At 62.6% G+C, this 13,771-nt stretch carries 8 protein-coding genes; 2 read left to right on the top strand and 6 right to left on the bottom strand.

The features are described from left to right. Positions 1-70 precede the first annotated feature (70 nt). From GA615_RS06305 to GA615_RS28035, 4 genes are read right to left on the bottom strand one after another with little or no spacing between them, the layout of a single operon-like run. Positions 71-1,354 carry an ABC transporter permease gene (locus tag GA615_RS06305; RefSeq protein WP_152050434.1) on the bottom strand — a complete coding sequence of 428 codons (1,284 nt, stop codon included), beginning with the start codon at positions 1,352-1,354 and terminating at the stop codon, positions 71-73. A gap of 30 nt (positions 1,355-1,384) precedes the next feature. After that, positions 1,385-2,203 (bottom strand): ABC transporter ATP-binding protein, encoded by an 819-nt coding sequence (locus GA615_RS06300; RefSeq protein ID WP_152050644.1) that lies wholly within the window; start codon positions 2,201-2,203, stop codon positions 1,385-1,387. Between the two features lie 23 nt (positions 2,204-2,226). Then, complete coding sequence (locus GA615_RS06295) at positions 2,227-4,014, bottom strand: efflux RND transporter periplasmic adaptor subunit (protein ID WP_390622219.1); 1,788 nt, start codon at positions 4,012-4,014, stop codon at positions 2,227-2,229. Positions 4,015-4,042: 28 nt separating this feature from the next. Beyond that, the gene (locus GA615_RS28035; RefSeq protein ID WP_152050432.1) at positions 4,043-6,940 is read right to left on the bottom strand and encodes a TolC family protein; all 2,898 of its coding nucleotides are present in this window, start codon (positions 6,938-6,940) and stop codon (positions 4,043-4,045) included. A 452-nt stretch (positions 6,941-7,392) separates the two neighbouring features. Here GA615_RS28035 and GA615_RS06285 point away from each other — a divergent pair, with 452 nt between their 5' ends. Beyond that, positions 7,393-9,810 carry an integrin alpha gene (locus GA615_RS06285; RefSeq protein WP_152050431.1) on the top strand — a complete coding sequence of 806 codons (2,418 nt, stop codon included), beginning with the start codon at positions 7,393-7,395 and terminating at the stop codon, positions 9,808-9,810. A 140-nt stretch (positions 9,811-9,950) separates the two neighbouring features. On the opposite strand, the gene GA615_RS06280 is transcribed toward GA615_RS06285, so the two are convergent. Beyond that, positions 9,951-11,630 (bottom strand): alpha-keto acid decarboxylase family protein, encoded by a 1,680-nt coding sequence (locus GA615_RS06280; protein ID WP_152050430.1) that lies wholly within the window; start codon positions 11,628-11,630, stop codon positions 9,951-9,953. 31 nt (positions 11,631-11,661) lie between these two features. Next, complete coding sequence (locus GA615_RS06275; RefSeq protein ID WP_152050429.1) at positions 11,662-12,066, bottom strand: gamma-glutamylcyclotransferase family protein; 405 nt, start codon at positions 12,064-12,066, stop codon at positions 11,662-11,664. Positions 12,067-12,447: 381 nt separating this feature from the next. On the opposite strand from GA615_RS06275, the gene GA615_RS06270 reads away from it, so the two are divergent. Next, positions 12,448-13,755 (top strand): tetratricopeptide repeat protein, encoded by a 1,308-nt coding sequence (locus GA615_RS06270; protein ID WP_152050428.1) that lies wholly within the window; start codon positions 12,448-12,450, stop codon positions 13,753-13,755. Positions 13,756-13,771: the final 16 nt, after the last annotated feature.

Below are 13,771 nucleotides of genomic sequence, written 5' to 3'. Positions count from 1 at the left end.
AAGACTAGTCCTTGGCCCTTCCCAACGCAAGGCCAAGCAGTCTTTGGGGCATGAGCAGGCTCCGGCCCCATTACTCATGCCGAAGGGCCTCGATCGGATCCATCTTGGCCGCTCGGTTGGCCGGGTACAGCCCGGCAACGATGCCGACGAGCACCGAGACCCCGAACGAGAGCATGACCGAGCTGGGCGTGACCACCGCCTTGATCTCCGAGAACTGCGTGATCAAGGGAGGCACGAAGACGCCGATGGCGACCCCAATCAGCCCACCAATGCCCGAAAGTACCACCGTCTCGATCAAAAACTGCTGGGTAATATCCCGACGCTTGGCCCCCAGAGCGCGGCGGATGCCGATCTCTCGGGTCCGTTCGGTCACCGTCGCCAGCATGATGTTCATGATGCCAATGCCACCGACGATCAAGGAGATGGCCGCGATCGACCCCAAGACGAGACTGAAGATCGCCGCCTGACGCTTGGCCTGTTCCAGGAGTTCGTAAGGGACGACCATATCGACGTCCTTCTTCTCCTCGTGGAACGGCTGAACCGCGGCCTCGATCACCGGAGCGGTCATCGGGACCTCGTCGATCTCCTTGACCTGGAGGGTGATCTGAGAGAGCTGCGTCTCCTCGGCTTCCTGAGAACCGGCTCGGCTGGAGAGAATGCGCTCACCGAACCGGGCCCGGCAGGTGTTCAGCGGAATGTAGACGTCCTTGTCGTACTCCTGGGCCGCCATGCTCCCGCCGATCGCCGCCGTCGAACCTCGGGGCTTGGTGACCCCCACGACCGTGTAATAATCGCTCCCGATCTTGATCGACTGACGCAGCGGGTTCTCAAACGGAAACAAGGTCCGAGCCGTCTCGGCGGCGAGCACGCAGTAATTCTCGTAGTGCTCATTATCCGAAGGCAGCAGGAAGCGGCCTCGCTCGATTTGGAGGCGATTGAACTCCTGGTAGTCGTGTGTCGTGCCGACCACCCGTGCCTCCATCGATTGATTCGACCGACGCACCTCGCGCTTGATTTCCCGGATCGGCAAGGCCTTGGTGATCGTGGGCACCGTGGCAAGGATCCGGTCGAAATCTTCATATTTCAGGCCGTAATTCAAGACGCGAGACGGACGCCCCCCCGACTTCTGGCTCTGGGCGTCCTGGCTCGGCTTGACCGATCGATAGATGATATTCGTCGCACCAAGCTGTGCGATTTGCTCCTGGGCGTCACGCGCGGCCCCTTCACCGACGGCCAGCATCATGATGACGGCGGCCACGCCGAAGACGACGCCCAGAATCGTCAACGACGATCGGAGTTTGTGCAGGAGGAGGCTTTTGACCCCCAGATTCACGCTTCGCCAAACGCGTCCCATCGGTCGGTTCTCTCAGCTCGGGGGGATCGATCAGACAGGGGCGAGTTGCGAACCCGGCAAACCGGTGCCGAGTCCGAGGCCGACGACCTCTGGTGGCGCGTCTTTCATCCGATCGCTCGGGGCGTCGGAAATGATCTGACCATCCCTCATCCGGATGACGCGCCGGGCATGCTCGGCGATGTCGTCTTCGTGAGTGACCATGATGATGGTCTTGCCGGCCTGATTGAGCCGTTCGAGCATCGCCATGATCTCGTCGCTGGTCGCGCTGTCGAGGTTCCCGGTTGCCTCGTCTGCCAGGATGATATACGGATCGTTGATCAGCGAACGGGCAATCGCCACGCGCTGCTGCTGACCGCCGGAGAGTTGATTCGGCCGGTGGTCCATTCGAGTCCCCAGCCCCACCATCTCGGCCAGTTCCAGGGTTCGCTCCTCATCTTCCTCAGTGAGCTTCCCCGAACCCTGGTACGTCAGTGGCAACTGAATATTCTCGTGAACCGTGTACTGCTGAATCAAATTATACGCCTGGAAGATGAAGCCGATAAACCGGCTCCGGACTTCCGAGAGATCGTCGTCACTGAGGTTGGCGACATCCTGGTTGCCGAGCAGGTACTGGCCGCTGGTCGGACGGTCGAGGCAACCGAGCAGGTTGAGCATCGTACTCTTGCCCGAGCCCGACGCCCCCATGATGGCCACGTACTCGCCCGGGTAGAAGTCGACCGAGACGCCGCGGAGGGCGTGCACGACGATGGCCTCCTGACGACTGGAGGCCTTCCCCATGACATACTGCTTGCGAATGTCCCTGAGCCGGACGATCGGCTGGACTCCGGAAGAGTCCAGCTGATCCCCCATGAGCGGGAAGTTTTGCATCTGGGTCACGGTCGAGGACCTCCACCACCAGGACCCCCGGGGCCACCCCCACCAGGACGTCCACCCCCGGGGCCGCCCGCGCCGAAGCCACCACCTCCACCGGCTCCCATGCTCTGCCGCATCTGATCCATTTGCTGGATCTCGGCATCGGTGAAGCCGGCCTTCTTCATGATGGCCTTGCGTTCCTCGTCGGAGGCATCGCGGAGTTTCTGGCGATCTTCGGGGCTGATGTTCTGGAACTTCTGGAACATGGCCGGGTTCGGCCGAGCCCCCTCGCCGCCGGGGCCACCCTCGGCCTTGGCCGCTTCGCGGGCCGAAGGCTGCTCGCCTGCGGCCTTGGCCTTGGCGGCCTCATCATCGCTCCAGTTGCCGAGTTCTTCGGAGCCCTTGCGTTCGCCACCGGCGCCGAAGGCCTCACGGTTCTCGGCTTCGGTCATGATCGCCCGAGGATTGAGCGCGACGCGTTCGCCTTCCTCAAGCCCTTCGGTGACCTCGACATACTTGGTGTTGGTCATGCCGACCTTCACCACCCGGTTGTCCCACTTGCCGTCCCCCTGGTAGACCCAGACGTGATGTTCGCCGCCGTATTCGATGATCGCCTGGACGGGGACGCTTAGAACGTCTTCGAGCCGGGCGATCAGAATCGTCACCTCGGCGGTCATCCCGGGGCGAAGTCCCTCGTTGGCGTTTTCAATCTTGACGAGGGTGGTGTACACCTTCACGTCGGAGCTGAAGAAGCTGGTCGGGTCGGGCAGCGGCTTGACCTCCATGACCGAGCCCACCAGCTCGTTGTTCGGGAACGCGTCGACTCGAATCCGGGAGCTCATGCCCGGCTTGACCTTGTCGATCATCGACTCATGGACCTTGGTGTTGACCTGCATGTTGTCGATGTCGGGCAGCTTGAAGATGGTCTGCCGCTCGCGGACGGTGGCCCCTTCCATGATCGAGGGGCCATCCTGGCTGCCCCATCGCCCTTCTTCCTGGTGGTAGACGACGATGCCGTTGCCGGGAGCGTAAATCTTGCACTTCTCGATCATCCGGCGAAGGCGCTCTTCCTTTTCCTTCTCCAGTTCGAACGTCGATTGCTTGGCCAGCTCATCGGCCCGAGCCTTCTCCACGTCCCCTTCGAGCGACTTGATCTGTTTCTCGTAGGTGTACTGCTTGAGCACTTCGAGACGCTTCTCGGCCTGGTCCAGATTGAACTCGGCCCGCTGCAGGTCGTACTTGTCGCTGAGGTTCTGGGCCTGGCTGATGTAGCCGAGCTTCAGCATGTCTTCCGACCAGTTGAGCCGGTCTTTCGAGCGTTCCAACTCGGACTGGGCGAGCTTGATCTCGCCCATGATCGTCTTTTCTTCCTGCGGGAAGACGCCCTCGATGTACTCGCGAACATTAATCTCAGCGACTTCGCGCGTCTTGATCGCGTTCTGATAGTCGGCGTCGGCTCGCTCGGTCGCAATCTGCTGGTTCGCCAGATTGTCTTTCAGGGCGGCCGAGTCGAGCTCGCAGACGAGCTGATCCTTCACGACCCGAGTGCCTTCGGGCAGGATCATGATGATCGTCGTCTGCCCTTCCACCTCGCTCTTGGCTTCCAGGTTGTTGGTACTTTCCAGGTTGCCCCGTTCCCGGACGGTCACGATCAGCGGGCCTTTTTTCGCCTCGTAGGTCAGGACCGACGGCGCCGCCGGGGCAAGCCACTTCGAGAGGCCGGGCAAGGTCGACAGTGTCGAGCCGCCGACCTCGTCCGTGGACGTGAGAGCGAAGTACCCTCCGGTGCCGACCACCGCCGCGGCCATGGTCAGCACCGCCAGGCGACGGCCGAGCTTAGAACCCGACCCCCGCTTCTTCGGCGCCGGCACCCGGCTGGCCGAAGACGGCGGCTGGTTCGAGTTCTGGAGCGGGGGCAGATCGTGTTCCGACCCCGAGGCCGGCGGCTGAGGGGCTTGCTGAAGGGAAAAGTTCATAGAATGCCTCCCACTCCTCGTAGGGCATGATGCCGAGATCGCGATAAAGATTCAGGCGAGTCGTCTGGAACTGGACCCAGCGTTGGATCAAGCCGTTCTGGGCCGAGTTCACGCTGTTCAGTCCTCGAAGCAAGGTCAGCACGAGCTGGCTACCGGCAGAAGAACCACCCCCGCTACGAGGCGGCTCCAGGAACCGCTGGAACGACTGGTCCAGCGTAACAAGAGCGACAACATATTGCGTCTTGCTAATTTCGTATTGCTGATACTGGAGCTGCAGATTGCGGATGGTCTGGCGGAGTGAGTTCTTCAAGGAGTCCTCAATCTGCATCAGACCTCGGCGGGCTCGTTGGTAGGCAATTTGAGCAGTGACGAACTGATTCCGTTCGGCAACGCGAATCAAGGGCAGTTCGGCTTGCAGGGTCAGCGAGAACTGCTTGCTCTGCTGATCGAAGCCAAACGGGTTGTTCGTGGTTGGCGGGGTGAGGAACTGGTTGGACAGTGTCGTGTTGAAGACACCGAGCAACTGATTGGCCGTCACGGCCAGTTGTCGCCATGCATCATAAAGCTGTGCCCGGGCATTCATCAAGTCGAGTCGGTTTTCCAGGGCAACGCGTTGTGCCGATCGCAGCAAATCTTCCAGCCGCTCGTTGGCCAGCACGAAGATTTCCCGCTCCTGAGCGATGAGGCGATTGATCTCCTCGCGGTCTTCGACGTCAAGCGCCGGATTCAGCAAGGCAATTTCCCGTTCGGTCGCTTCAAGATCGCGTCGCAATTCCTCCTCTTGCTCCGGACCGAGCAGTCCCTGCCGCATGGCGTCGAGTAGGAGCGTTCGCTTCTGCTCGGCCGTCGATCGGGCGAGCTGACGATCCGCAACCCGCTGCTGAATCGGGCGTCGCTGGCGGGCGACCTCGGCGGCCTGTCGGTACAGGGCGATGACCGGACGGCCGTCAATGACCACGTCTTCCAGCGGTGGCAGCTTCTGCACCAGTTCTTCGAGCACGGGCCTGGGCTTGGTTTCCAGACTGTCGATCTCGTCGAAGACCTCTCGGAAGCCTTCCAGCAAGTTGCTGTCAGGCAAGAGCGGCAGGTCCGGCGGCAAACCAAGCTGTTGCTTGAAGTTGTCGAGTTGGTTCCGGTAGGTCACGCTCGACTGCAAGAGGCTCAGCCGCTGGCTCTGCAAGTCGATCTCGACGTTCACAAGGTCAAGCGGGGCGACCGTCGAGGCGGCACCTCGGGACAGCTCCTGGAAGACCTCGAGCACCCGTTCGTAGGCCGCGACGTTCTTCGTATTGTTCTCGACCGCCTGCAGCACACCGAGAACCGAGAGGTAACCCGTCAGGGGGTCGCCGCCGCCGCCACCCGAGAGACCACCGCCGGCCAGCACGCTGACGAAGAACTCCTGGCGGAAGCGCCCGAAGTCTCGAATCGCGTAGAGCAGGTTTCGCTCGGCCTGCGTCAAGGGCTCCAGCACGAAGGCCCGACCACCGCCTCGCAGGAATCGGATCACCAGGTTCAGGGGAAGGAACGATTGCGAGGTCGTCGAGACCGCATTCGGACCCCCGAAATTGATCACCGTCTGATTGGCAAAGTTCCCCGTCACCGACGTGCCGAACGACAAGAGCTTGCCGACTCCGGCCAGCGTACCGATGTTCATCAACGACGCCGGCGTGCCGGTTTCTTGCGTGCGGTAGAGATACGAGTTGCCAGGGTTCGGGCCGGCGAATCCGCCGAAGCTCGGGCCTCCGGGAGACATCCCCGCCGCGAACTGAGGCATGAACTGGAACCGCTGGAGCGTCACGGCCAGGCCCTGAAGGTAAAGATTCTCCAGCTGAAATTGATAGGCGCGACTGTTCTGAAGGGCCAGGGTCAAAATTTTGCGGCCGTCGACAATGTAGGGTTCAACGTCCTTGCCGTAGCCGTAGGCAGCGGCCTCGTCAAAGACGATCGCCTCGGGCTTGAGAATGTCGATCAGGTCGCGGCCGGTATCGGGGGGGACGTCAACGATTCCCGACGCTTCTTCCGGAGTCAGCCCCTGGCCGAACGGATCCCGAGGGTCGATGTCCCCGCCGGGTTGAAGCGGATCAGGAATCTGCAAGGCTACGGCCTGCACAGCGTCATCCCGCCTGGGCTGAAGGGAAAGGTCGTCCGGTAACGGCGTTGATTCGATAGAAAGGTCGTCGGGCAGCGGAGTGGATTCGATGGATGGGCGTCGCGGGTCAGGAGGAGCGGCGTCCTCCGACTCTCCTCCTGGAATAGGCGACATTCTGGGGTCGCTCGGCCCCGCATTCGGATCAAGTGGGAACGGAGAGGGAGATTCGGGCGGCGGAGGGGCCTCCTCTCGGACCGTCGGCCCCGTGTCGATGGTCATATCGACGAGGCGTCTTGGGCCTTCCTCGCGGCGCCACTGCTCCAGTAAGTCCAGGTAACCGGTTCCCTCGGCGGGGCTAATCAGTCGGTGCGTGGGCTTCTGGGGCTGTGGCGAAAGCTCTTGCGCCGCAAAGTCATCGGGCGGAGCAGGGGGACGATCCGGATCATAAGGGTCGGCGAACCGTGACATGGCCGGTGGGGTTTTCGTGAACAAATCGATCCGAAATCTCGGATCGCGGCTTTTCTCGAACACCGCCTCGGTCACATCCTGATCCGCCCAGTTGCGGAAGAATTCCCGAGTGCAACCCGTCGAGGCCGCCAACGCCGCGATGACCATCGCGAGCCGAGCGCTCCAGCCTCCGGTCGTCCTCCGCGTCTTGGACGTGTTCACGATCCTGATCCTCCGCGCTCTGTAAGGCCCGGCGAGCCTCACGGTCCAGCCCTTCGCCAGACCCGGAAGCCCCCTCGACTTGAAATCCGAGAGTGGTCCCGACGGACCGACCCCCCGACTCCTTGGTCGTATCTCGGTTCTGGGTATCGGTCGCTCCGGTTGTTCAGGATGAGCCGATTACGACAGCCGAACTCGGCTTCCCCTCGATTGGCCCATTCAGCAGCCGCCCAGCCGGGACCGAAAAACCATTGCAGAATCAAAGGACCGCGCGGGGCCATTGCGCCGGCTTGGCGGAACTGGATTGATCGATCTCCTCGGGATTTTTCCTCGGGTGTCCGAACGATCCGGCGGGTCCGCGGCGCGTTATGGTCCCGGTCGGTACCTTGCTTGCCGCCGCCTGGGGCCGTGGCATGGACGCGATCGGTCTTGGAGGTTGAGGAAGGAGTCTCCAGATGCCTTTCGGCTTGCCCAACAGCCGCCCACCGGCCTGGCGCCGACGTCGGCACCGCGCTCACATTGGCGGCCCGCTGTCTCTCGAACGCCGAGACCTGCTCACCGTGATCAGCTTGATCAACGGGGTTCAGGCCGGCCCGAATGCCCTCAGCATTGACGGCTTTCCCACGGCACCACCGCCCCCCCGAGTTGTCCCCTCGACGGCGCTCGGCGTTCAGTTCACCTCAACGACCAACCAGACCCGCGCCGGTTACAGCGTGGCGGTGGCCGGTGACGTCAATGGCGATGGATTTGACGATTTCCTCGTCACCCGCCAGTTGACGAGCATCCTCAGTGATCCCGAAGCGGAACAGATCACGGGGATCGTCTCGCTGGTCTTCGGCTCTCGGGCCGCGGACCCGAACGTTTCGCCGACGAACTTCCTGTCGCTCATCAATGCTCGCGGCGATGACACGGTCAACCCGCCCATCCTGCCCCGAAACGAACGGGTTGCAGACCTGACCCAACTCGGGAATCCGATCCAAAGTTCTCCCGCAACCGGGGGACCGACCTTCCCGTTCGATGGGCTGACCTTTACCACCAGCCTGACTCCGAACGACGACCTCGGCTACGCCGTCGCAGCCCTTGGTGACGTGAATGGTGACGGGCTGGCCGATTTCGCCATCTCGGCTCCTGGTTTCAACAACAATGCGGGCCGGGTCTACGTCGTCTATGGCTCTCGCCAGTTCGACCAGATTCCCGACGGTCTGAACACGGTCGACTTCGACCGCCCCGCCGACATCAACCCCGCCGTCCGCGTCACGGTCATCGAAAACAACCAGTTCCCGGGCGCTCGCTTTGGCGCCTCGGTGGCCGGCGTTGGTGATGTGATCAACAACACCTTCGCCGACTTCGCCGTGGGTGCACCTCGGGCCGACGTCGGGGTCGGATTGGTCGATAACGGTGCGGTTTATCTGTTTAACGGTCAAACCTTCCGCACGGCGAATCCCCCGGCGCAGATCAACCTCGACAACTTCGGTTCGGTCGGAAATAGCCGGGGCATCCTGTTCGCAGGGGCCGCGACCGGAAGCCGAGCCGGATTCTCGGTGGGCCGCGGCGGCAACTTCGACGGCAACCCCGGGGGCGAGCTGCTCATCGGTGCCCCGTCTTCGCCCGGCGCCCTCGATCTGAACGAAGGCCGCGCTTACGTGGTCTACGGGGCTCCGAACCTGCTGAGCCAGTTCATCACCAACGGCGTCGCGCCCACCGTCTCGCTCGGTGCGTTGAACGTCACGGTCAACAACACGACCGTTGAGGGCGTTGCCTTCGAGGGAGAGGCCCCGGGCGATCTGACCGGATTCTCGGTTGCGGGCGTGGGCAACTATAACGGTGCCGCTCCCGATGACATCCTCATCGGCTCTCCCGGATTCGGACCCGATACCGGACGAGCGTCTCTGGTCATGGGAGGCCCTCGCCCCGCTCTGGCGAACCGCAACCTCCCGCTCACCGGCCTGAATCCCGCCGTCTTCGTTTCGAGCAACTTCAACGGCATCAATCCGGGCGACGGGACCGGGTTCTCGGTGGCCGGCGTTCGCTCACTGAATGACGACAGCCTTTCCGAAATCCTGATCGGTGCTCCCGGATTCGGGAACAATGCCGGTGCGGCCTATCTGGTCGCCGGCACGTCCCAGCCGCTTCCGGCAACCGTCGGCCTGGTCTCGATTGCCGCCGGAGCGACCGACCTGCCTCCCGGGATTCAGTTCACCCTTCCCCGAGGAGAGGGGCGACTGGGATGGTCCGTCTCCGGGGTATCCCCGTTCAGCACCCGGAACGCCACGGTTGACGCCGATCGTCGCGGCGACTTCCTGATCGGAGCCCCGCTCGACGCCCTTCCGTTCCCCGGATTTGGGAGCGCGTTCCTGCTGGAGGGGGGGCTCGTCCCGCTGGCCACTCCTGCTCCCGGACCTGGCCCTGGACCCGGACCTGGCCCTGGACCCGGGCCGATCCCCGGTCCCATCCTGCCAACCGTCCGGTTCGAGTTCCCCGGGGTCAATGCCGCCGCTCCGCAGTACGGCGAGGCGTTGGTGCCGACTCCCGAGACGCTCTCCGCGGGCCTCTCGTTCTACCGTCCTTTGCCGTTCGGACCTGCGACCTTCCGGCAGTTCTACGCTCGGCCGGGCTTCGCCCAGCGGTTCACGAACTACTTCCACCCGGAATCGGCCGTCAGTCGTCCGGTCTCCTCGCCTCACTCGAACCGGCCCGACGGCATCTACACGCTCCCGAAGAACGTCTTCACCCGAGGACGCTTCAAGCCGGGCCAGATCGTCGGCCCGATCAACCACGGCGTCCGGACCATTCCGCTTCAGCAGTTCCGAACCGCAACGCCGGGACTCGTTCCAAACCGGGCGTTGCTTCTCAACCGAGGCGGCCTCCGCTAAGCACTCGCTGGTGATCGCTCGCTGGTGATCTGCACCGAGTTCAAACCCGGCCGGCTCATGCTCCCCACTCGGAGCATGGGCCGGCCGTCTTCGGTTTGGAGGATCGGCTCAAACTCGCTCCTCCCGAACACTCCCGTCGCTCAGAGTTTCCCGGCAAGCCGTTCGGCCAGTCGCTCCAGGGCCGGGCTCCGGTCCATCGCGTCGAGATGAACGTTGATCAAGGTGTAGCTCTCGCGGTTCTCCCAGGCTCGGGTCAACGCGACATCCAGCTCGTCCTCGGTCCGGGCCTCCAGTCCCAGCCCGGCCCCGAGCAATTCAGGAACCCGGTGGTACGACCAGTTCAAAATGTCGTTGAATGGCCCGTCGAGAATATACCGTTCGGTCGTGTATCCCTTGTTGTTCAGCACCACGACGATTGGCGCCAGGCCGTTGCGGATCACCGTTGACAGTTCCATCCCGGTCATCTGAAACGCACCATCCCCTACAATAACCAGCGGACGCAAGGCCCTGTTGGCCAGGCCGGCACCCACCGACGCCGGAACTGCGAATCCCATCGACGTGTAGTAGGCGGGGCTAAGGAACTCGGTGCTTCGACTGATCCGCAGCTCTGCCGAACCGAACAGCGAATCGCCGATGTCGGCAATCACCATCACGTTCTCGTCCACCAGATGATTGAGCCGGGCGAACAGGCGGGCCGAGGTCATCGGCTCTCCCGGTCGTGCCGACCACGGCGGAATCGGCAACGGTCGGGAAGGGGGGGCGGGAACATTTAGCGCAAGACGCCGCGCACGCAATCCTTTCAGGAAGTCGTCGAGCCGAACATCGCGGTAATGATGATGCCGAATCCGAAGATCCTCACTCGTCGCGTCGATGCATCGCGACGAATCGAGCTTGGCCGTGAAGATTCCCAGATTGATATCCGTCAGGAAGCAACCCAGCATCAGGAGACAATCCGACGCTTCCACATAGTCGGTCACCTCCGCCCGACCCATCGCCCCTTCATAGATTCCGGCAAACAAAGGGTGCTCCTCACTGATGACACTTTTGCCCAGCAAGGTCGTGGCGATCGGCAGCCCCGACTGCTCAGCCAGTGCGAGCAACTCACTCTGAAGCCCGAAGCGATGAATCTCAACGTCGGCCAGAATCATCGGCCGCTTTGCCTGTCGGAGCATCGCCTCGGTTTCGTCGAGCGCCTCGCGAAGCGCGTCGGGATCACTTGGCGGCAAGGGTCCGGGAACCGCGTGCGGATAAACCTGCTCGGCGAGCAGCATGTCGCGCGGCACTTCAATGTAGACCGGCCGCTTGTATCGCAAGGCCGCCGCCAGGACGCGGTCAATCTCCGAGAAGGCCGTCAACGGGTCGTCCAGCACCGTCGCCGCGGCCGTGAATTGCTTGAACACCTGATACTGCGTATCGAACTCCTTGACCTTGTGATGCAAGAGGGGGTTCCGCTCCCGTTCCGAGAGACCCGGCGATCCCGTCAGCACGACCACCGGCGACTTCTCGGCATAGGCCCCCGCGATACTGTTGCAGGCGCTCAGGCCGCCGACGCAATAGGTCACCGCCATGCAGCCGAGTCCTCGAACCCTGGCGTAAGCATCGGCCGCGAAACCGGCGGAATCCTCTCGCGTCATGCCGACGACCTGAATCGGGCTGTCGTCGAGCATCTTGTAAAGATTCAAGATATAATCGCCAGGGATTCCGAACAGGTGTTCGACCCCGAGCGCCTGAAGCCGGTCGATCAGGTAGCGGCCAACCGTCGTCGGCTGCTGCGACGGTGGCAATCCGTCTCGCGACGGAGCGGCGATGTTGCTGGCCATGGTCGTCCCTCTCTCGTGATGGTTGATCGCGTCAGCGGCCGTCTCCCCGACTCAAATCGACCCGAGGCCCTTCCCAACGAGGAAGCGGGCCCACTGCCCCTTCGGGAACGGGGTGCGGAAAGACATAGACCCACACTTCTCGACCCATCCGGGTCCGAACCACAATCCGGAGAAATTCCCCTTCCGCCACTCCTTCATACGGATCCAACACCTCAAGCAGTTCGATCGGCTCGACCGATCGCACGTGCCCTTCGACCCATCCCGCCTCTGGATCGTCCCAGTCGATCAGCGCCGGATACGGCCCCAGGTCGTACAAACGTCCCCGAACGGCGTCGGCGTTCCAGCCTCCCCGACGGGCTGCCCCCGCATCGTTCGGCCCAAGCGTGCCGTACGCAAACAAGAAGCCCGGTGACGACGAATCCGAGCAAGCATCCATTCAGACCTTGTCCCCCTTTTAAGAACTCCGATCAGCCGTCCCCATCCCCACGTCAACAGGCTCAAGCCCTCCTCGCAGCCAGGACTTCCCGCTCGATCGGGCAACGGCGTTCCATCCCGAGACCCGTCCCACTCATTATATATATGACCTCCCCCGACGGATCCTGGAACCTCTGAATACCTCCACCTCCACGGTCCAGGCGTCGCCGCCCCCTTTGTGAGGAACGACATTCCCGAATCCAGGGATCCACGAACCGCTCAAGATCGGTTCTGTCCGAGGTTGCAGGTCCAAAGACTCGCATTAGCTGATTGGTTCTGATAGGCTCAGGACGCGTGAGATCCCCCCATGGATTCATGGAATTTTCATGACGAGACTGCTGCCATGAGTCGCTCGACGTTCCAAGTCTGTGCTGCAATGCTGTGCGCCCTGGTCCTGATCGGTTGCGCCAAGAAACCGGTCAACACCGAGGCGAAGGGGAGCGGCGAGCCGGGCAAGCCCCTGGTCAGCACCTCGGTCGGAACCCCTCCCTCCAATGACGAATGCTGGGAGTATGGCGCGTCGTTTGAGGACGCCACGCTCCTGGTCGATGCCGAAGCCCTGTCTCAGATGATCGACTGGCAGGCCGTGGTCGACGAGGCCACCCGAGACATCGACGCCCCGGCTGATGTGAAACGCGACTTCTCCCAGAGCTTTGTGCAGGCCAGTCGGGGAGGCCAAAGCGGTCTGGTTTCCACCTTGGTCGAAACCATCAATCAAGGGGGGACCTGCTCCCCGCTTCACCTGATCGGGGGCAAAGCTCAACGCGGGGTTCGGTTCCGATTGCTCACCGTCGAGGGCGCGCTCAATTACCTTGATTTCTATCTCGCCCGTCGGGCCGATGGCTCAATCAAGGCCGTCGATGTCTTCCCCTACGCCGTCGGAGAGTCGATTGCCCAAAGCACGCGACACTTTTATCTCTCCGCCGTGGCCGAGTCGCAGCGCAACCTCATTGATCGGCTCACCGGGAAGGAACAGGTTCTTCTCACTCATCTGCCGACCCTCTTGCAGATGAACGAGAATCTTCGGAACGGGCAGTTCGAGGCCGTGCTCACGGCCTATCGAGGCTTGCCCGAATCCTTGCAACAAGACCGACTGTTCCTTGTGCCGCGCTACACGGCGGCCTCACAGGTCGATGATGCCGAGTACGAGGCTGCCCTGGCCGACTTTCGCAAGTACTACCCCAACGACCCCAGCGCCGATCTCTTGATGATCGACGCCCATTTCCTCCAGCGCGATTTCGACGCAGCGCTGGCCACCATCGATCGCCTCGACCGTTCCATCGGCGGCGACCCCTACCTGCAGGTCCTTCGGTCGAGTGTCCACATCGAACAGAACCGGTTCGCCGCGGCTCGCGACGCGATCGAAAAGGCGATCGAGGCCGAGCCCTCGCTCATCGAGGCGTACTGGGCCTTACTTGGCCTCTCGCTTACACAGGAAGATTTTGATGAAACGGCCCGGATGCTCGATCTGATCTCCGAGACCTTCGACATCGAGTTTACCGACCTCACCGAGGTTCCCGAATACGCTTCCTTCGTCGCCTCGCCTCAGTACGCCCAATGGATCGCTCGACAGCCGGCGTCCTCGTCCGATCCCATCGAGGAACCAGGCAATCCGGACGATCCCACTGCCGACGGTCCGTCCGACCTCTGAGTCGTCGCCGCCGATG

Source organism: Tautonia marina, assembly GCF_009177065.1.
Lineage (GTDB): Bacteria > Planctomycetota > Planctomycetia > Isosphaerales > Isosphaeraceae > Tautonia > Tautonia marina.
The sequence above is the reverse complement of the archived record's forward strand: the minus strand, read 5'-3'. Positions and strand labels throughout refer to the sequence as shown.